The organism is Actinosynnema sp. NPDC023794 (assembly GCF_040639675.1).
In the GTDB taxonomy this organism is placed as follows: Bacteria; Actinomycetota; Actinomycetes; order Mycobacteriales; family Pseudonocardiaceae; genus Actinosynnema; species Actinosynnema luteola.
In genome coordinates this window covers 346517-364561 of sequence record NZ_JBFAFR010000002.1, presented here as the reverse complement: position 1 = coordinate 364561, position 18045 = coordinate 346517, and the positions used below count along the sequence as shown (strand labels likewise).

At 71.0% G+C, this 18045-nt stretch carries 17 protein-coding genes; 7 read left to right on the top strand and 10 right to left on the bottom strand.

Annotated features, from left to right (window positions below):
• Positions 1 to 40: 40 nt before the first annotated feature.
• Positions 41 to 760: a serine protease gene (locus AB0H12_RS06240; protein WP_499621233.1), complete on the bottom strand. Its 720-nt coding sequence runs from the start codon at positions 758 to 760 to the stop codon at positions 41 to 43.
• A gap of 161 nt (positions 761 to 921) precedes the next feature.
• Here AB0H12_RS06240 and AB0H12_RS06235 point away from each other — a divergent pair, with 161 nt between their 5' ends.
• A complete protein-coding gene (locus tag AB0H12_RS06235; RefSeq protein ID WP_499621232.1) occupies positions 922 to 1545 on the top strand; it encodes a LysE family translocator in 624 nt (207 codons plus the stop codon).
• A gap of 89 nt (positions 1546 to 1634) precedes the next feature.
• Here the strand turns inward: AB0H12_RS06235 and AB0H12_RS06230 are convergent, their stop codons facing one another.
• Both AB0H12_RS06230 and AB0H12_RS06225 read right to left on the bottom strand, forming a co-directional pair.
• Entirely contained in the window at positions 1635 to 2405 is a 771-nt protein-coding gene (locus AB0H12_RS06230) for a S1 family peptidase (protein ID WP_499621231.1), read from the bottom strand.
• Positions 2406 to 2477: 72 nt separating this feature from the next.
• Positions 2478 to 3500 carry a M48 family metallopeptidase gene (locus AB0H12_RS06225; protein ID WP_499621230.1) on the bottom strand — a complete coding sequence of 341 codons (1023 nt, stop codon included), beginning with the start codon at positions 3498 to 3500 and terminating at the stop codon, positions 2478 to 2480.
• 70 nt (positions 3501 to 3570) lie between these two features.
• On the opposite strand from AB0H12_RS06225, the gene AB0H12_RS06220 reads away from it, so the two are divergent.
• Positions 3571 to 4503 carry an alpha/beta hydrolase gene (locus AB0H12_RS06220; protein WP_499621229.1) on the top strand — a complete coding sequence of 311 codons (933 nt, stop codon included), beginning with the start codon at positions 3571 to 3573 and terminating at the stop codon, positions 4501 to 4503.
• Positions 4504 to 4527: 24 nt separating this feature from the next.
• Here AB0H12_RS06220 and AB0H12_RS06215 read toward each other — a convergent pair whose 3' ends face one another.
• Both AB0H12_RS06215 and AB0H12_RS06210 read right to left on the bottom strand, forming a co-directional pair.
• On the bottom strand, positions 4528 to 5364 hold the full coding sequence (locus AB0H12_RS06215) for a serine hydrolase (protein WP_499621228.1): 837 nt from the start codon (positions 5362 to 5364) through the stop codon (positions 4528 to 4530).
• Complete coding sequence (locus AB0H12_RS06210) at positions 5361 to 6302, bottom strand: LysR family transcriptional regulator (protein ID WP_499621227.1); 942 nt, start codon at positions 6300 to 6302, stop codon at positions 5361 to 5363. Before AB0H12_RS06210 ends, AB0H12_RS06215 begins: the two co-directional genes overlap by 4 nt.
• Before the next feature lie 93 nt (positions 6303 to 6395).
• Here AB0H12_RS06210 and AB0H12_RS06205 point away from each other — a divergent pair, with 93 nt between their 5' ends.
• Positions 6396 to 7313, top strand: a complete 918-nt coding sequence (locus tag AB0H12_RS06205; protein WP_499621225.1) for an MBL fold metallo-hydrolase — start codon at positions 6396 to 6398, stop codon at positions 7311 to 7313.
• Positions 7314 to 7330: 17 nt separating this feature from the next.
• On the top strand, positions 7331 to 7753 hold the full coding sequence (locus AB0H12_RS06200) for a hypothetical protein (protein WP_499621223.1): 423 nt from the start codon (positions 7331 to 7333) through the stop codon (positions 7751 to 7753).
• 7 nt (positions 7754 to 7760) lie between these two features.
• On the opposite strand, the gene AB0H12_RS06195 is transcribed toward AB0H12_RS06200, so the two are convergent.
• Entirely contained in the window at positions 7761 to 8342 is a 582-nt protein-coding gene (locus tag AB0H12_RS06195; RefSeq protein WP_499621222.1) for a TetR/AcrR family transcriptional regulator, read from the bottom strand.
• A gap of 75 nt (positions 8343 to 8417) precedes the next feature.
• Between AB0H12_RS06195 and AB0H12_RS06190 the strand changes: the two genes are divergently transcribed.
• Entirely contained in the window at positions 8418 to 9059 is a 642-nt protein-coding gene (locus tag AB0H12_RS06190; protein ID WP_499621221.1) for a CatB-related O-acetyltransferase, read from the top strand.
• A 213-nt stretch (positions 9060 to 9272) separates the two neighbouring features.
• Positions 9273 to 11183, top strand: a complete 1911-nt coding sequence (locus tag AB0H12_RS06185; protein WP_499621220.1) for a patatin-like phospholipase domain-containing protein — start codon at positions 9273 to 9275, stop codon at positions 11181 to 11183.
• A gap of 9 nt (positions 11184 to 11192) precedes the next feature.
• Here the strand turns inward: AB0H12_RS06185 and AB0H12_RS06180 are convergent, their stop codons facing one another.
• Complete coding sequence (locus tag AB0H12_RS06180; RefSeq protein ID WP_499621219.1) at positions 11193 to 11993, bottom strand: SAM-dependent methyltransferase; 801 nt, start codon at positions 11991 to 11993, stop codon at positions 11193 to 11195.
• A 153-nt stretch (positions 11994 to 12146) separates the two neighbouring features.
• Here AB0H12_RS06180 and lon point away from each other — a divergent pair, with 153 nt between their 5' ends.
• Entirely contained in the window at positions 12147 to 14519 is a 2373-nt protein-coding gene (gene lon / locus AB0H12_RS06175) for an endopeptidase La (protein ID WP_499621217.1), read from the top strand.
• A 168-nt stretch (positions 14520 to 14687) separates the two neighbouring features.
• Here lon and AB0H12_RS06170 read toward each other — a convergent pair whose 3' ends face one another.
• The 3 genes from AB0H12_RS06170 to AB0H12_RS06160 form a co-directional block, all read right to left on the bottom strand.
• Positions 14688 to 16325, bottom strand: coding sequence for a PstS family phosphate ABC transporter substrate-binding protein (locus tag AB0H12_RS06170; RefSeq protein ID WP_499621215.1), 1638 nt, complete (start codon positions 16323 to 16325; stop codon positions 14688 to 14690).
• A gap of 116 nt (positions 16326 to 16441) precedes the next feature.
• Positions 16442 to 16930 carry an AMIN-like domain-containing (lipo)protein gene (locus AB0H12_RS06165; protein ID WP_499621775.1) on the bottom strand — a complete coding sequence of 163 codons (489 nt, stop codon included), beginning with the start codon at positions 16928 to 16930 and terminating at the stop codon, positions 16442 to 16444.
• Between the two features lie 103 nt (positions 16931 to 17033).
• A complete protein-coding gene (locus tag AB0H12_RS06160) occupies positions 17034 to 17864 on the bottom strand; it encodes a polysaccharide deacetylase family protein (RefSeq protein ID WP_499621213.1) in 831 nt (276 codons plus the stop codon).
• Between the last annotated feature and the right edge of the window lie 181 nt (positions 17865 to 18045).

The window sequence follows — 18045 nt, the reverse complement described above, 5'->3', positions numbered from 1 at the left end:
TCGGCTCTGCGGTGCTGCGGCTCCGGTAGTGCGGTGATCTCTAGAGCTGGTTCTGGTAGCGGCTCAAGCGCGTGTAGACGCCGGGTTGGCCCGGTCGGGCGCAGCCGCGGCCGTAGGACACGAGGCCGACCAACTCCCCCGCCACGGTGAGCGGTCCGCCGGAATCACCCTCGCAGGCGTCCTTGCCACCCTCCGGGTAGCCCGCGCACAGCATCCCGCCCGGCCGGTAGTCGGGCACCTCGGCGGCGCACTCGTCGTCCGCGCGGATCGGCACGTCGACCACGCGCAGGCGGCGGCTCGGCGGGCTCAGCTCGGCCGTGCGGCCCCAGCCGTAGACCGCGGCCTGGCCCGACGCGGCGTCCGAGATCCGGACCGGCCGGTACGGCAGCGGGGTGGCGAGGGTGAGGGTGGCCACGTCGTCGCCCGCGGACACCTCGGTGAACGCGGGGTGGCGCCAGAGCGCGGCGACACCCACCGCCCGGCCCTCGGTGGTGTCGAGGTCGGCGCGGCCGGCGACGACGGTCACGTCGTCAGGCACCCGGTCGCGGACGCCGAGCGCGGTGCGCGCGACCGTGCAGTGCGCGGCGGTGACCACCTTGTCCGGCGCGATCAGCGCGCCGCCGCAGAAGAAGGTGCCCCCGTCGAACAACGCGACGGCCCACGGCGTCGCGGGCGCGTCCCGGCCGCCGACGATCGCGTCCGCGGGCAGCGCCGACAGGACCAGAACGAGAACGGCGAAGACCGGCGCGCTGATGCGCATGGAGCACCTCTCTACGTCATGTGGCCGAACGGGCACCGACCGTAGCGGAAGATCACTGCGGGCAGGATTCGGGTATGAGATCCGTAAAATCTGTTGTTAGAGTGCTGCGTGACCGAAGATTCAACGGTCAGTGAGACAGATCACGGCGTTCTGTCCGGAACATGAGGGAGGTTTCCGTGCACTTGGACTTCACCCAGCTGCCGGCGTTCCTGATCGCCTGCGCGGTGGTCGTGCTGACGCCCGGCGTGGACGCCTTCCTCCTGCTGCGCACCTCGATGAGGTCCGGCACGCGGGCCGGACTGCTGGCGCTGGCGGGCATCCACACCGCCGCCTTCGTCCAGGTGGCGTTGGTGATCTCGGGCTTGGGCGTGGTGATCGCCCGCTACCCGGCCGTGCTGACCGGGCTGCGCTGGGTCGGCGCGGCGTACCTGCTCTACCTGGCCGTGACGATCACCCGCGGGCTGCTGCGGCGTTCGGGCGGCGAGGTGGCCGCGGTCGCGCCTCCCCGTCCGTTCCGGCAGGGGTTCCTGACGAACATCACCAACCCGAAGATGCTGCTGTTCTCGCTGGCGTTCCTGCCGCAGTTCATCGGCACGGGCGACCCGACGTGGCAGCTCGGGATGCTCGCCGCCGTGTTCCTGGGGCTCGCGGCGTTGTGGGAGCTGACGATCGTGGTGGCGGCGGCGCGGGTGGCGGGCTCGTTGCGGCGGCCCGGTGTGACCACGGCGTTGGACGCGGTGTGCGCGGCGGTGTTCGTCACGATGTCGATCGGGCTCGTGCTGTAGGTCGAGGTCCCGATCCGGTCGGGTGCCCGACGAGGGCGAGGTCGGGCCGAGTCGGCGTGCGGACCCCGAGAGGCCCGCACGCCGGTTGGTCAGGCAACCAGTTGCTCCTCGATCGCCTGGGAGTAGGCGGCGATGTTGCTGTAGACGCCCGGCTTGCCCTCCCGGGCGCAACCTTCACCCCAAGAGGTGACGCCGATCAGCTTCCCGCCGGCCACGAACGGACCGCCCGAGTCGCCCTGGCACGTGTCGACACCGCCCTCCGGGTAACCGGCGCACGTCATCTCGTCCGGGTCGTACTGGGGGTAAGCGGTGCGGCAGTACTCGTGATCCGTCACCGGCACGGTCGCGCCGAGCAGGTAGCGCGAGGCCGGGCCCTGCTCACTGGTCCGACCCCAGCCGAACACCCGACCGCTCGTGCCCGGCTCGTACAGCACGCCGTCCGACGGCTGCGCCAACGGGAGAGGCGTGTAGTCCACCGGTGAGCGCAAGGTCAGCACGGCGACGTCCGCGCCCTGGTCCGCGGACACGTACTCCGGGTGGATCCAGATCGCGGAGAGCCGGGCGACCACGCCCTCGTCACCCTTGCGGTCCTCTCGACCCAGCACGACCCGCGTGTTGCGGGGCGTCCGGGTGGTCGCGCAGTGGGCCGCGGTGACCACCTTGGTCGGCGAGACCAGAGTGCCGCCGCAGAACTGGTTGCCGGTGGCATCGGCCACGTACACCACCCACGGGTGGTCCGCGATCGACACCCGTTCACCGCCCACCACGCGCTCGCCCGCGTCCGCGCTCACGTCCGCGTCCGCCGTGGCGGTGCCCGCGAGAGTCATCAACAACGTCATCAACAACGCGCCAAGCCGCATCGGCCCCTCCTCCTGATCAAAGGCGTCAGGAGGAGGTTAGCCAGAATGGCCGGTTCCGCTGGGCCAAGCGGACTAGTCCGCCCCGGTGAACTTGCTGCGCACCCTGCCCGCCGCGCCCGCGAGCACGTCGCCGACCTCGTTGAACACCTTCATCAGCGGGTCCTCGGACTCGGCCGCCGACTCCTTGTACGACCGGGCCGCGGACTTGATGTCCTCCGTGAACGAGCTCGTCGGCCGGTCGTCCTCGCGCCGCTGGTACGAGCCGGTCAGGATGGCGCGGTACTCCTCACCCGCCGCCCACTTCTGCAGCTCCGCGGCTCGGACCACGGCCATCGGGTGGGTCAGCGGCCACGTGCGGATCAGCTTGAGCACGCTGTCGCGCACGTCCTCGACCTGCTCGTACTCCTTGGCCTGCTTGAGGAACTCGGCCGTGTCGACCTGGCTGAGGTCCATGCCGCCCGCCATGGCGACGTGCACGCGCAGCGCGGCGGCCGGGTCCTGCCCGCACAGCAGGCCGGCGCGGTCGCAGGACAGCTCGGTCTTGCGGTACCACTCGCGCAGCGCGGCGATGATCGCGGTGATCGCCCAGTAGCCGCCCGGCATCCAGCCGAGACCGTGCTGCAGCTGCATCAGCCGCTGCAGGATCGTCTGGTACAGCGCGTGCCCCGACAGGACGTGCCCCATCTCGTGCCCGATGGCGAACCGCAGACCCTCTGCGTCCAGCAGCTCGATCAGGCCCGTGGTGAGCACGATGAAGGGCTTGTCGATGCCCAGCGTCATGGCGTTGGGCACCGGGTCGCGCTTGACGAACAGCTCCGGCACCGGGTCGACGTCCAGCGTCGCCGCCACCTCGAGCCGGAGCCGGTCCAGCTCCGGGTACTGCCCGGGGCCCACCCGGATGCTCGACGCCAGGTAACCCAACCTCTCACCGCGCTCCGTGAACGCGCCCGCCACCGCCTGCAACACCGGGCCGATGCCCGGCACCGCGCGCAAGACCGCCAACGCCCCCCGGTCGACCGGGTGTTCGTACGCACGCGGGCTGATGCCGGGGAACCGGACACGCGCGCTCGACCGTTCGATCTCCTCGCTGCTCATGGTTCCCACAGTGCCACGACCCGCGCCCCACATCTCCCCGATCGGACGAATCGGCGTGCACACTGACCTGGTGAACGCAGACGTGCTCGGCACCGACTACGAGACCCGCGCGCTGCCCCTGGGCGGCGGTGACACGACCGCGACCCTGGTCCGCCGCCGCGCGCAGCCGGCCATCCGCGGCGCGGTGCTGTACGTGCACGGTTTCGCGGACTACTTCTTCCAGCGGCACGTGGCCGAGCACTTCACCGCGCGCGGCTTCGACTTCTACGCCATCGACCTGCGCGCGTACGGGCGGTCGTTGCGGCCGGGGCAGGTGGCGAACTACGTGACCGACCTGGCCGAGCACTTCGAGGAGATCGACGCCGCGGCGCGCGTGATCCGCGAGGAGGACGGTCACCGGCACCTGGTGGTGATGGGACATTCGACCGGTGGGCTCATCACGGGTTTGTGGGCGCACGAGCGGCGCTCGGACGACGTGCTGGACGCGTTGGTGCTCAACAGCCCTTGGTTGGACCTGGCCGAGCCGTGGCTGGTGCGGACTGTGGGGACGGCGTTGATCCGGGGTGTCGGCCGGGTGGCGCCGAAGCTGGTGCTCAAGCCCGGCCTGGGACCGGTGTACGGCGAGAGCATCCACCGCGACCACCACGGGGAGTGGGATTTCGACACGACGTGGAAGCCGATCGAGGCGTTCCCGGTGCACGCGGGGTGGTTGCGCGCGATCCGTCGTGGTCATGCCCGGCTGCACCGGGGGTTGGAGGTGGAGGCGCCGGTGCTGGTGCTGCGGTCGGGGCGCAGTCATCTCCACGCGAAGCGGTGGACGCCCGAGGCGATGACGGCGGACACCGTGCTGGACGTGGAGCACATGCGGGTGTGGGGGCCGAAGATCGGCCGGCAGGTGCGGGTGGTGCAGGTGGAGGGCGGTATGCACGACCTGTTCCTGTCCGCGGAGCCGGTGCGGTTGAGGGCGTTGGCCGAGGTGGACGAGTTCTTGGACGGGATCTGACGGGGTGCGGTGGGGTGGCGAGGGTCAGCGGAGGTGCTCGATGGCCAGTCTGGCGGTCTTGCCGATGACGGCGTCTGCCGGTGGCAGGGTGAAGGCGGTGCTCGCGCTGCGGGTGAAGACGGCTACTGCGTAACGGCCGCCGTCCGGGTATTCGACGACGCCGATCTCGTTGCGGATGGTCGGGAGGGTGCCGGTCTTGCCGGCTACGCGGACGTCGTCGAACGGGAAGCCGGAGGCCAGGCGGTGTGGCCAGACTTGAAGGGCCATGGTGCGGCGGATCGGGGCGCATTCTCCGTGGTGCCAGATGTGTCGCAGCAGGGTGGTCAGGTCGCGTGCGGTGCCGCGGTTGGTCTGGTCGGGGTCCAGGGCACGCAGTCGGGACAGGACGACGGGGTCGGTGAGGGCGGCCGGTGGTTCGGCGGGGGCGGCGTCTTCGGCCATGGTGCGCATGAAGTCCCGTGCCCGGTGGACGATTCGGGTTCGGGTCAGGCCCAGGTCGTGGGCTGTCTGGTTGACGGTGTCGAGGCCGATGACGTCGACCAGGGCGTCGGCGGCGGCGTTGTCGGAGACGGTGATGGCCAGGTAGGCCAGGTCGCGCAGGGAGATGGTGACCGGGTCGAGCATGCCGCCGATGCCCGTGGGGCCGGTGCTGCGGTCGTGGTCGAGGGTGATCCGCCCGGTCAGGTCGTGCGTGCTGTGGTGCAGGGCGACGAGCAGCGGGACTTTGAAGACGCTGGCGAGGACGACGGGGTCGTCCGCGCCGACCGAGAGTTCGCGGTCGGGGTGGTCGAGGTCGATGGCGTGCAGCTTGCCGGTGACGCCGGCGTCGGCGAAGGCGGCGCGCACGCGGGCGGCGGTCATGACAGGTACTCCGCGGCCGGGCGGGGGTAGCGGGGCAGCGTGCCCTCGGCGTGGCGCATTCCTTGTGCGGTCAGGACTTCGGTGACGGCGTCGGCGAAGGCGGTGACGGCGGGTGTTCGGCGGCCACGTGGCCAGGCGGCCGAGGTCCGCCACAGGATGGGGTTGCCGCGCAGTGGTCGCCAGGCGGCGTCCGGTGGTGGGGTGATGCCGTCGTGCAGGGCGACCGCGCCGCCGGCGAGGACGAGTCCCAGCGCGAACTCCGGGTTGCCGGCTTGGTGGACGTCGGTGGGTGTGTAGCCGTGTCGGGCGCACGTGGTCAGCACCTCGTCGTGCAGCGCGGGCGCGGTGGTGCGGGGGAAGAGGACGAGGGCCAGGCCGTTCAGGTCGGCCAGGCGGACGTCCGGGGTGGTGGTGAGGGGGTGCTCGCGGGGCAGGAGGACGCCCAGTGGGCTGGTCAGGACCGGGCCGAGGCTCAGCCAGGAGACGTCGAACGGGAAGCGCAGGACGCCGACGTCCAGGCTTCGGTCGGCCAGGGCGCGCAGTTGTTCGGCGGTGCCGATCTCCCGGAGCTTGAGCTCGACGGGGCTGCGGTGGCGGAACGCGGGGAGGAGCGCGGCCACCGCTCGTCCGCCCAGGTCCGGTGGGACGCCCGCGCGCAGTGATCCGGCTTCGCCGTGGCGGAATCGTCCGGCGAGGGCGCGGAGCCGGTCTTCGCCGGCGAGCAGGCCGCGGGCTTCGGTGAGGATCTGGCGGCCCGCGTCGGTGAGGGCGACGTGCCGGGCGTCGCGGTCGAAGAGGCGGACGCCGAGTTCGCGTTCCAGGCGTTGGATGCTCTGCGACAGCGGTGGCTGGGACATGTGGAGGCGGGCCGCGGCACGGCCGAAGTGCAGTTCCTCGGCCACGGCCAGGAAGTACCGCAGGTGCCTGAGGAGGTCCACGAGCTGGGATGATAGCCGTCCGCATATCGCAGGCGTGGTGATATCGGACTTGGACACGTGGGGCCGGGCGCTGGTCTTGTGGGTGGCATGTGCGTGAGCAGACGACAGGTGTTGATCGGGTCGGCGGCCGTCGCGGTGGCGGGTGCGGGGCTGCCGGGGGTGGCGTTCGCGTCGGGGCGCAGCGGGGTGAGCCTGCGCTGGTTGGGCGTCGCCGGGTGGGAGGTGCTGTTCGACGGTCGGCGGGTGCTGATCGACCCGTACCTGAGCCGGTTGCCGGTGTTCGACGAGGACGGCGGGTTCATCGCCGACCACCCGCTGGCGGTGCGGAGGGAGTTGGTCGACCGGCACCTCGGTGAGCGGCCGGAGTTGGTGCTGGCGACGCACGGGCACTACGACCACTTGTCGGAGATCCCGTACGTGGTGGAGAAGCACGGTTCCCGGGTGATCGGCACCGAGACGCACCGGCATCTGTTGGTGGCGCAGGGCGTGCCGGGGGACGACGTGGTCGTGGCGTCCGGCGGGGAGCACCTGGACTTCCACGGCTTCACCGTCCAGGTGTTCCGGAGCCTGCACAGCCAGTTCGGCTCGTACGGGTACTTCGCGCCGGGCAGCCTGACCGCGCCGCCGAAGGCGCCGGCCACGATCAGCGACCTCGTGGAAGGCGGCTCGCTGGCGTACATGATCACCGTGCGCGGGTTCTCGGTGCTGTTCCTGTCCGGCACGGCGAACTACGTCGAGCGGGAGGTCGCGGGACTGCGGCCGGACGTCCTCGTGCTGGGCATGAGCGGCCACGCGAACGTGCACGACTACACCGCGCGGGCGCTGCGGGCGACCCGGCCCAAGGTGCTGGTCCCGAGCCACCACGACGACATGGTGACGCAGTTGGACGATCCCGCCCTGCCACCGCGCGGCAACCCGGCGGCGGCAGCGGAGTTGGCGGAGACGGCGCGGCGGATCGGTCTCGCGGCCCGCGTGCTGGACCCGGAAATCCTGCGCTGGTACGAGCTGTAGCGGCGTACGGTTCGCGCATGGAACCGGAATGCCGACTGCACGGCGCCGGCACGGACCCCCGTCGGCTGGTCGGTCGACGGCTGGAGCGGGTGATCGCGGCTTGGCACCACTACGGTTCGGAGGCGCCGACCGATCCGCTGGACGTGTGGCTGGTGGACGACCACGAGGGGTGCACCCACGTCACGACCGGTCCGGACTGGTGCCTGATCGTGGCGGAGTCACCGCCCCACGAGGGCTATGACATGCAGGAGTACGGGCGGGTCGAGGTCGGGCCGATCGGCGGTGCGACGCCGTTCGCCCGTCACCTCGGGGAAGAGGTGCTCGCGGTCGCCCAGGAGCACGAACCGCGCACCGGGCGGATAGCGCTCGACCTCGTGTTCCCGTCGGGCCGCGTGCGGTGCCGGAGTTGGGAGGGTGATCTCCGGTTGTCCGGCGCTTGATCCCGGTTCAGAGCAGGCCGGCTCGGGCGGCGGCCAGGGCGGCTCGGGCGGAGCGTTCGGCGGTGGCGCGGTCGACAGGCTCGCCGGTGATGAAGATCCGGTGGTACAGCGGGGCGCAGGTGAGGCGGATCAGTTCGACCGGGTCGGCCTGCGGCGGGAGTTCGCCGCGGTCGACGGCGCGGGTGACGACCTTGGCGGCTTCGGCCTGCCGGGCCGCGTAGAACCGGCGCTTCGCGTCCTGGGCACGGGTGGACTGCTGTGCCGCGACGACGATCGCGATCGGCACGAGTCGGTGCTGCGGGTCGGCGAAGGTGTCCGCGATCTCGGTGGCGACGGCGATCAGGTCGCCCTCCAGCGTGCCGGTGTCGGGCACCGGCCACTCGGTCTCGCGGGTGTGGTCGAGGGCGTCGGCGATGAGCACGTCGACCGTTCCCCAACGGCGGTACACGGTGGTCTTGTGCACGCCCGCGCGTTCGGCGACGTTCTCCACCGTCGTGCCGGCGTAGCCGTGCCGGGTCAGCTCGGCGTGCACGGCTTCGAGGACGGCTTCGCGGACGCGGGCCGAGCGTCCACCCGGTCGTGAGGTCAACTGCAACTCCAGTTGCGTTAGTGGGCGAGGTGTGCCACTCTAACGCAACACGAGTCGCGTTAGGAGCCCTTCGCTTTGATCCCAGACCCCACCGTCCTGCACCCGCTGCCGCACGCGGACCGCGTCGTCCAGCTCAAGCCGTTGGTGACGTCGCCGACGATCGAGGTCGGTGAGTACACGTACTACGACGACCCGGAGCACGCGCTGGAGTTCGAGACCCGCAACGTGCTCTACGGGTACGGCGCCGAGAAGCTGGTCATCGGCAGGTTCTGCGCGCTGGCCACCGGCACCACGTTCATCATGGCCGGCGCGAACCACCTCAACATCGGCGTGTCGACGTTCCCGTTCACGATCTTCGGCGGCACGTGGGCCGAGAAGACGATGGACCTGATGACCGGCATGGAGACGCGCGGCGACACGGTGGTCGGCAACGACGTCTGGTTCGGCTACCACGCGATCGTCATGCCCGGCGTGACGATCGGCGACGGCGCGATCATCGCGACCGGTGCGGTGGTGACGTCGGACGTGCCGCCGTACGCGGTGGTGGGCGGCAACCCGGCGAAGCCCGTGAAGCAGCGCTACGCCGACGAGGACGTGGCCCGGTTGCTGCGCGCCAAGTGGTGGGACTGGCCGATCGGGCTGGTGACCGAACGCGTCCGCACGATCATGTCCGGCACACCCGCCGAGATCGAGCACATCGCGCGAACCCGGTTGTAGACGCGCGTGTCGAACACTCAGGTCCCGCGTGTCGAACCGCCAGGACCCCGAGTTCTACGTTCAGGTCCCCGTGCGCGGTACCTGAACGTGGAATTCGGGGGTTCTGAGCGTTCGACACGCGGGCCGTGAGCGTTCGACACGCGCGTCTACAGCCGATTGGTCTAGCGCCACGCACGGCGGCGACGGGAGATCATGGTTGCCGGGAGGTTCGCCATGGCCGAGGACTTCAACCGGTACTGCGACCTGACCATGCGGGGCGGCGCGGCGAGCGGCGTCGTCTACCCGTTGGCGGTCGTGGAGCTGGCCGGGCACTACCGGTTCCGGTCGTTGGGCGGCGCGTCGGCCGGTGCCATCGGGGCCGCGTTCACCGCCGCCGCCGAGAAGGGCCGGGACCGGGGCGGTTTCCGCAAGCTCGCGGAGGTCGTCGACTGGTTCGCCGCGCCCGGCTGGCGACTGGCGCAGCTCTTCCAGCCCAGCGAGCACACCCGCAAGCTGTACCGGATCGTGGCGGCCTCGATGCAACGCCGCGACTCCACCGGGCGCAGCCCGCTCACCTGCCTCTTGCTCGCCCTGATCAGCGCGATCGGTTGGCGGGCACGGGTCTTCCTCGCCGTGGCCCTGGGGCTGTGGCTCACCGGCCCGACGCTGTGGTTTCACTCGATCGACTGGCGCTCCACGCCGACGTGGGCGCTGATCAGCCTCACCGTCGCGGCCCTCGTCGCGGTGCCCGGCACCGTGCTGAGAGTCCTGCCGAACGGCCGGGACGCGTGGCTGCGCCGCATCGGCACCGGGCTGCTCCTGGTCATCCCGCTGATCCCGGTCGCCCTGAGCACGCGCTGGACGGCGCCGAGCCTGGCGAGCGCCGCCACCGCCGCCGTGTGGTGGCTGGTGCTCGGGTTCGCGTTCGTCAGCGCGGTCGCGGTCACGTACGGCTTGAGCGCCAAGCGGTTCCTCGACCGGATGGCCAGCACCGTCCACTTCGGACTCGTGCCGGGCACCGGCGCGTTCCGGCCGAACTTCTGGGACCGACGGTGCGGCGTGCCCGCGTCGACCGGCGTGCCGCCGTTCAGCGACTGGATCGCCGACGTGCTGGACGACCTGTCCGGGACGACGGACCTGACGTTCGACGACCTGACCACCAACCTGGTGCTGATGACCACGGACCTGTCCGAGGGCCGCCCCTACCGCCTGCCGTTCACCGAACCGTCGGCCGCGTGGCTGTTCTGCCCCACGTGCCTGGGGACCGTCCTCCCGCCGCGGACCGTCGACAAGCTCGGCCGAGACGCCACGCCGCACCACTGCCCGCTGCACCCCGCCGAGACCCTCAACTCACTGCCGAAGAACCTGCCGGTCGCGCTGGCCGTCCGGATGAGCATGCCGTTGCCCGGCCTGATCGCCGCGGTGCCGCTGGTGCGCGCCGAGCCGGAGCCGCGCGTCCACTGGTTCTCCGACGGCGGCATCACCAGCAACTTCCCGATCCACTTCTTCGACAACCTGCTGCCGCGCTGGCCGACGTTCGGCCTGAGCCTCCAGTCCTACCCGCCGGGCGACGACCGGGACGTCTGGCTGCCCGAGCAGGACGCGTCCACCGGCGGCACGCCGTGGCGCGGCATCGGACTCGTGCAGCACTTCGCGTCCGCGATCCTCAACACCATGCTCGACTGGCGCGACACCATGCAGTCCGCCCTGCCCGGCTACCGGGGACGGATCGCGCACGTCCGCGTCGGCGCCCTGGAGGGCGGCACGAACCTCTTCATGCGCCCGGAGACGATCCGCGCCCTGGCCGAACGCGGCGCGGAGGCCGGACGACTCCTGCGCACCCGGTTCACCGAGGACGACGCCACCAAGACCGACCGCCACCGCTGGATCCGGATGCGCCTGGCCATGCGCGAGTACCGGCAACTGGCCGAGCAGGCCGGCGACCGCGCCGCCCTCTACCGCGACCTCACCGACCGCTACCGGATCCCCGAGGACCTGCACGCCTGGTTCACCACGCCACCCGACACCGACCCGAACGCGCGCGAGATCGGCCTCACCCTCGACGCGCTGGGCGCCGTGCCCGACGGCCCGTTCGACGGCGAGCCGCCGATCGACCCGGACCTCCGCCTCACCCCGCCCGAGTGACGGGCGCCGTCAGACCTTCTTCCCGACCCCCGCGTACGCGCTGATGTAGGCGTCGTCCGAATCCGGACGCCACTCGCTCAACGGCACCACGCCCGGCTCCACGACCTCCAGCCCGGTGAAGAAGGCGGCGACCTCGGCGCCGGTCCGCAGCACCAACGGGCTGTCCGTGCGGCGGTAGATGGCGTTCACCTGCTCGCCGCTCTCCCGCCCCTCCTGCGACACGCCGTCCCAGCTCGCGTGCGAGACGGCCACGAAGCTGCCCGGCGCCAGCGCCTGCCGGTACCGGGCGATGGCCGCGCCCGGCTCGTCCTCGTCCGGCACGAAGTGCAGCACGGCGACCATCAGCAGCCCGATCGGCCGGTCGAAGTCGAGCACCGCCCGGACCTCCTCGTTCCCCAGCACCGAGTCCGGGTCGCGCAGGTCCGCCTGGATCGCGCTGGCCAGCGGGTTGTCCGCCAGCAACGCCGTGCTGTGCGCCACGGCCACCGGCTCGACGTCCGCGTACACCACCCGTGCCGCCGGGTTGGTCTGCTGGGCGATCTCGTGCACGTTGCCGACCGTCGGGATGCCCGACCCCAGGTCGAGGAACTGGTCGATGCCCTGCGACAGCAGGTACCGCACCGCCCGCCGCAGGAACGACCGGTTGGCCCTGGCCGCGCCGGACATGCCGGGGAAGATCTGCTCGACCGACTTCGCCGCCTCGCGGTCCACCGCGAAGTTGTGCGACCCGCCCAGGAAGTAGTCGTACATCCGGGCCGCGCTCGGCCGGTCCAGGTCCACCGATGACGGAACCCAGCTCGCCTGCTCCATGCGCACATCTCCTCGTCAGCCGACCGCGTGATCGTCGCGGCGTCGCCTACCGGGCACAACCCCCGAATGGACGCTCGCTCTGGGCGAACACCTACCGGAAACAAACCCCCGCTCATCTTGGTTGAGCCAGTCAGACTCAACTTTGGAGGGATCATGGGCGAGACTGTGGCGCTGCCGGTGCTGCCGCTGGACGACGTCGTCGTGCTGCCGGGCATGGTCGTGCCGATCCGCCTCAGCGGCTCGGACGCCACCGCCGAGGCGCGCGCCGCGATCGAGGCCGCGATGGCGACGGGCGGTCAGTCGAAGGTCCTGCTGGTGCCACGGCTGGACGGCAAGTACGCCAAGGTGGGCACGCTGGCCCTGATCGAGCAGGTCGGCAGGCTCTCCGGCGGCGAGCGCGCGGCCGTCGTGCGCGGCACCGAGCGGGTCCGCATCGGCACCGGCACGACCGGCCCCGGCGCGGCGCTGTGGGTCGAGGCGACCATCGCGGACGAATCACCGATCGACGACCGGACCCACGAACTGGCCCGCGAGTACCGGGGGCTGGTCACCACGATCCTCCAGCAGCGCGGCGCGTGGCAGGTGGTCGACTCGGTCCAGCAGGTGGACGACCCGTCCGCCCTCGCCGACCTCGCCGGCTACGCCTCGTACCTCAGCGACGAGCAGAAGGTCTGGCTGCTGGAGACCAGCGACATCACCGAGCGGCTCGAGAAGCTGCTCGAGTGGGGCCGCGACTACCTGACCGAACTCGACGTCGCCGAGACCATCCGCAAGGACGTCAAGGAAGGCGTGGAGAAGCAGCAGCGCGAGTTCCTGCTGCGCCGGCAACTGGCCGCGATCCGCAAGGAACTGGCCGAGCTCGACGGCAAGCCCGCCACCGACGAGCAGGACTACCGAGCCCGCGTCGACGGCGCCGACCTGCCCGAGAACGTCCGCAAGGCCGCGCTGGCCGAGGTCGACAAGCTCGAACGGACCTCCGAGCAGTCACCCGAGGTGGGCTGGATCCGCACCTGGCTCGACACCGTCCTCGACATGCCCTGGAACGAACGCACCGAGGACGCCTACGACATCGCGGGCGCCCGCGCCGTCCTCGACGCCGACCACGCGGGCCTGGACGACGTCAAGGAACGCATCACCGAGTACCTGGCCGTCCGCCGCCGCCGCGCCGACCGCGGTCTCGGCGTCGTGGGCGGACGTCGTTCCGGCGCGGTCCTGGCCCTGGTCGGTCCTCCCGGCGTGGGCAAGACCTCCCTCGGCGAGTCCGTCGCCCGCGCCATGGGCCGCAAGTTCGTCCGGGTAGCCCTGGGCGGCGTCCGCGACGAGGCCGAGATCCGCGGCCACCGCCGCACCTACGTCGGCGCACTGCCCGGCCGGATCGTCCGCGCCATCTCCGAAGCGGGCTCGATGAACCCGGTCGTGCTGCTGGACGAGATCGACAAGGTGGGCGCCGACTACCGCGGCGACCCCACGGCGGCGCTGCTGGAAGTCCTCGACCCAGCCCAGAACCACACGTTCCGCGACCACTACCTGGAAGTCGAACTCGACCTCTCCGACGTGGTCTTCCTGGCCACCGCCAACGTCCTGGAATCCATCCCGGGCCCCCTCCTGGACCGCATGGAACTGGTCCAGCTCGACGGCTACACGGAGGACGAGAAGGTCACCATCGCCCGCGACCACCTCCTGCCGCGCCAGGTCGAACGCGCCGGCCTCACCCCCGAGGACGTCACCATCACCGAGCCGACACTGCGCAAGCTGGCCGGCGAATACACCCGCGAGGCCGGCGTGCGCCAACTGGAACGCTCGCTGGGCCGCATCCTCCGCAAGGTGACCGCACGCGTGGCCCTGGACCAGTCCACCCTGCCGGTCACCGTCGACATCCCGAGCCTCCGGACCTACCTGGGCTCGCCCAAGCACATCCCGGAATCCGCTGAGAGAACTGCCGTCCCCGGTGTCGCAACGGGCCTGGCCGTCACCGGAGCCGGCGGCGACGTGCTCTTCGTCGAGGCCTCCCTGGCCTCCGCGGAGACCGGCGCATCCGGCGTCACCCTGACCGGCCAACTGGGCGACGTGATGAAGGAGTCGGCTCAGATCGCCCTCTCCTACCTGCGTTCCAACGACGACCGAGCCGAAGTGCTCGCGGACCGCGGCGTCCACATCCACGTCCCAGCCGGCGCAGTGCCGAAGGACGGCCCGTCCGCGGGCGTCACCATGACCACGGCGCTCGCATCACTGCTCTCCGGCCGACCGGTCCGCTCGGACGTCGCGATGACCGGCGAGGTCTCCCTCACGGGCCGCGTCCTGCCGATCGGCGGCGTGAAGCAAAAACTGCTGGCCGCCCACCGCGCAGGCATCACCACGGTCCTCCTGCCGAAGCGCAACGAACCCGACCTCGACGACGTCCCGGACTCCGTCCTGGCCGAACTGACCGTCCACCTCGTCGCCGACGTCCGCGAAGCCCTGACCCTCGCCCTCGAACCCGCCACCAACACCAACAACCCGAACCGCACCACCACCGCAGCCGCCTAACCCCCAACCCGACCCAACCCGACCACAACGGACCCGCCACACCCCCGCAGAGGCCCGATTTGACATGGCTTCGACCAGCCTGAAGCACCCGAACCCATGTCAAGTCGGGCCGGCCTTGAGCGTGACCATCGGACCGAACCCGCCCTGACCCAACCCTCCCCCGAACCCTCACCTCAGATTGCACAAGTCCAACGGCACGCCATCCGCCGTCACGCACGGCAGGTACCCGGCATCCTTCATCCGAACCCGAGCACCGTCGTGCTCCCGCACGTACGCCACGAACCGCCCGACCAACGACCCCGCCGCCGGCTCCGACCGCGTGTACAAGTACTCCACCGTCCAGAACGGGTAGCCCGCCTCCACCCCCGCCGCGGCGTCGAACACCTTCCCGCCCAACGACAACGCGGTCAACGCGTTCGTCTTGCGCGCCTCGGCCACCGAAGGCGCGTCCGCGTACCCGATCGCACCCTCCACCGCGCCGATCTCCCGCACCACGTCCGCGTTCTTGTCCCGCTCGCACCGGATCACCGGCGCCTCCGGCGCCCGATCCCTCACCCGGCAGTCGTTGGACGACAACGCGCTCTCACTCGCCCCCAGCACCCGCCGCTCGAACAGCTCCCGCGTCCCCGACTCGCCACCCCGGCCCACGATCCGGATCGGCAACGGCGAACCGCCCCGCAGCTGGCTCCAATCCGTGTACACACCCGCGTAGATCCCGCGCAGCTGCTCCACCGTGATGCTGTCGAGCCCGACCGAGCTGTGCACCACCACGTGGTAGACCACGATCGCCAGCTGCTGCGCGAAAACGCCCTGCACCTCCTGCTTGCCGTCCGACAGCGCCACCACCCCCTCCTCACCCCCGGCCACCTCGCGCACGCCTTGGATGCTCCCCGTCGCGGACGTGGTGATCTCCGCACCGGGGCAGGCCCGCTCGTACTGGTCGGCGATGGTGGCCATGGTCGGCATGAACACGCTCGACCCCTCCACCCGCAACTTGCCCGACGCGCACGCCACCGTCGCGTCGTTCGAACTCGGCGGCCACGCCAGCACCAGCACCAGCACCGCCGCCAGCAACGCGGCCAGGCCACCGGTCAGCCGGGGCAGGGTGAGCAGCCGCTCCGGGCGCTCGTCGTGCACGATCCCCGCGCCTCCGAGGCTGCCGACGACCTTCACGTCCTTGCCGAGCTCGCCCTTCGACTTGCCGTCCGGCTCACGCAGCACCACCAGCAGCTTGAACTTCTGCTTGCGCCGCAACGCGAGCTTCTCCAGCCGCACGCCGTGCCACACCGGCTCGCCCGGCGGGTTCGCCGGCACCGCCAGCCCGCCCCACTTGGCCACGCGCTGCGCCATCCGCTCCCGCACCGTCGGCAGCGACGCCTTCGCCGGACTCGCCTCCGAGCCGAAGAACTGCAGGCTCCGCCGGATCTCGGCCTTCATCTCCTCGGAGCCTGCCTCGGACACCCTGGCGTTCCACACGACCCGATCACCGAAGGTGAACGTCAGCGGCTTGTCGAAGTCCTCGCCGTCGATGTCGTAGCTACCCGTGTTGCGGACCCGGATCACCACGATGCTCATCCGGTCCAGCACCCGCACCAGTTCCCTCAGCTGGGGCGAGTTCGGGTCCGTCCCGTCGTGCAACTGCTCCGGCCCGAGACCGATCTTGGAGTTGTAGAGCACCCGGAACCCGAGCCGCTTGCGGCGCACGAAGAGGCGGTCGATGACCGGCGTCGCGAACAGCAACCCGATCGCGAGCAGCACCGGGCCGGGACCACCGAGGAAGTCCAACGCGGATTGCAGCACCTGCACACCGAATTCTCGGTCGGCGGACCGACCGAGAACCGGGTCATCTCCGCGAGTTCACCGTGACTTCACCGGACGTCAAGGGAACTCGCCGCTCGAACCACGCACGCTCGAACCACCCATCAGTGCCCGACGTCGATGACCACGCGCGTCGGCGAGTCGAGCAGGAACACGCGGTGCCACGAGTCGCGCCGCATGCCGAGCCCGACGGTGAGGTTGGCCTCGAAGTCACCCGTGATCGCGAACGCCCGGACGTTGGTCAACGCGGGCGTCTCGAACTTCCGGGGACCGGTGTAGGTGAGGTTGCCGTTGTCGTCGTGCGCGGCGGCCGGCGCGAGCCGCACCTCGAGGAAGTAGGCGCCCGGCAACGAGACCGGGTGGCCGGAACCGTCCTCGTAGAGCTGGTCGACGCTCCGGATGAAGAACTCCGGCCGGTGACCGTTGAGGTCGAGCACGACGCGGTCGAACCCGACGTGTCTGCCCGTGCGGACGCCGGTCAACACCGGCGTTTGCGTCATCGAAGACGCACCGGACGCGGCAGACCCACCGAACGCACCCGACGCGCCCGACGCCGCGGACGCGGCCGGAACCGCGACCCCGACCGCGGCCATGGCGAAGACGAGCAACGCGAGTTTCCTGAAGCGGCTGTTCATGGCGGTCCTCCAAGGGCTCATCCGGCTGAATGCCGGTACACCCTCAAAGACGTGTCGCACGTCACACGGTTGCCTGCGGATCGGCCAGGTAGTCCCCCAGCACGACCGGCGTCACCCCGTCCAGCTTGCAGCGCTCCAGGAACGCCAGGAAGTCCTCCACGAACGTGTGCCGGAAGTGCATCAGCACGATGTCGCCCGCGTTCAGCCGACCACCGGCCTGGAACTGCACGACGCCGTCGTTGACCGCCGCCGTCCACATGACCAGCGCGGTGAACCCGCAGTCGGCGGCGGCCCGGCGCGTCGTGTGGTCGAAGTTGCCGAACGGTGGGCGGAACAGCTTCGGCCGCGCCCCGAGCTGCGCCCGGAGCAGCTCGGCGTTGCCGCAGATCTCACCGCGCTGGAAGTCGTACGACGTGCCCGTCAGGTCGGGGTGCGTCGCCGTGTGCGCGTGGACCGTCGCGAGACCTTCGAACCCCTTGAAGTAGTCGGCGTGCCCGTCCACGTGCTTCGAGTTCAGGAACAGGGTCGGCTCGACACCGCTCTTGCGCATCAGCTCGGCCGCGGCCGGATGACGGACCGCGCCGTCGTCGATCGTGACGAACACGTACGGCCGGTCGGTCTCGATCCGCCGGACCACCGGCACCATGCCGTCCACGGTCGGCGGCACGTGCCGCTGGGGCGTGCCGAAGGCGTACGGCCGCTGGAACACGGGAATGGTGGTCCCGCCGGGGCCGGGCACGGCCGTCGGCGGCGTGGTCGTCGTGGTCGTCGCGGCAGTCGTCGTCGCGGCAACGGCCGCCGCCGACGGGACCTGCCGGCCTTCCGGCTGCGGCGTGCACGCGCACAGCACCATGACGACGGCGGCCAGGACCGCCACTCCCCTGGGTCTCATCCGGACTTCCCCCTCGAACGGGCGTCACCCATCCAGGTGACGCTCACTCGATTGGAGACGCCACGAGGATCACTCAGGTTGCTCACGAGTTCGAGCCTCACCCGGCGAGGCCTTCGGCGCACCCTGGCTGCGGCGCTCCCACCCCGGAGATAGGGTCGTGCGGGTCTGTCCCGCAAGATCA

Excerpts from the sequence above, each read along its gene's own strand:
- AB0H12_RS06240 (WP_499621233.1), bottom strand. The coding sequence starts at position 760 with ATGCGCATCAGCGCGCCGGTCTTCGCCGTTCTCGTTCTGGTCCTGTCG.
- AB0H12_RS06235 (WP_499621232.1), top strand. The coding sequence starts at position 922 with ATGAGGGAGGTTTCCGTGCACTTGGACTTCACCCAGCTGCCGGCGTTC.
- AB0H12_RS06230 (WP_499621231.1), bottom strand. The coding sequence starts at position 2,405 with ATGCGGCTTGGCGCGTTGTTGATGACGTTGTTGATGACTCTCGCGGGC.
- AB0H12_RS06225 (WP_499621230.1), bottom strand. The coding sequence starts at position 3,500 with ATGAGCAGCGAGGAGATCGAACGGTCGAGCGCGCGTGTCCGGTTCCCC.
- AB0H12_RS06215 (WP_499621228.1), bottom strand. The coding sequence starts at position 5,364 with ATGACCGCCGCCCGCGTGCGCGCCGCCTTCGCCGACGCCGGCGTCACC.
- AB0H12_RS06200 (WP_499621223.1), top strand. The coding sequence starts at position 7,331 with ATGGAACCGGAATGCCGACTGCACGGCGCCGGCACGGACCCCCGTCGG.
- AB0H12_RS06185 (WP_499621220.1), top strand. The coding sequence starts at position 9,273 with ATGGCCGAGGACTTCAACCGGTACTGCGACCTGACCATGCGGGGCGGC.
- AB0H12_RS06180 (WP_499621219.1), bottom strand. The coding sequence starts at position 11,993 with ATGGAGCAGGCGAGCTGGGTTCCGTCATCGGTGGACCTGGACCGGCCG.
- lon (WP_499621217.1), top strand. The coding sequence starts at position 12,147 with ATGGGCGAGACTGTGGCGCTGCCGGTGCTGCCGCTGGACGACGTCGTC.
- AB0H12_RS06165 (WP_499621775.1), bottom strand. The coding sequence starts at position 16,930 with ATGGCCGCGGTCGGGGTCGCGGTTCCGGCCGCGTCCGCGGCGTCGGGC.
- AB0H12_RS06160 (WP_499621213.1), bottom strand. The coding sequence starts at position 17,864 with ATGAGACCCAGGGGAGTGGCGGTCCTGGCCGCCGTCGTCATGGTGCTG.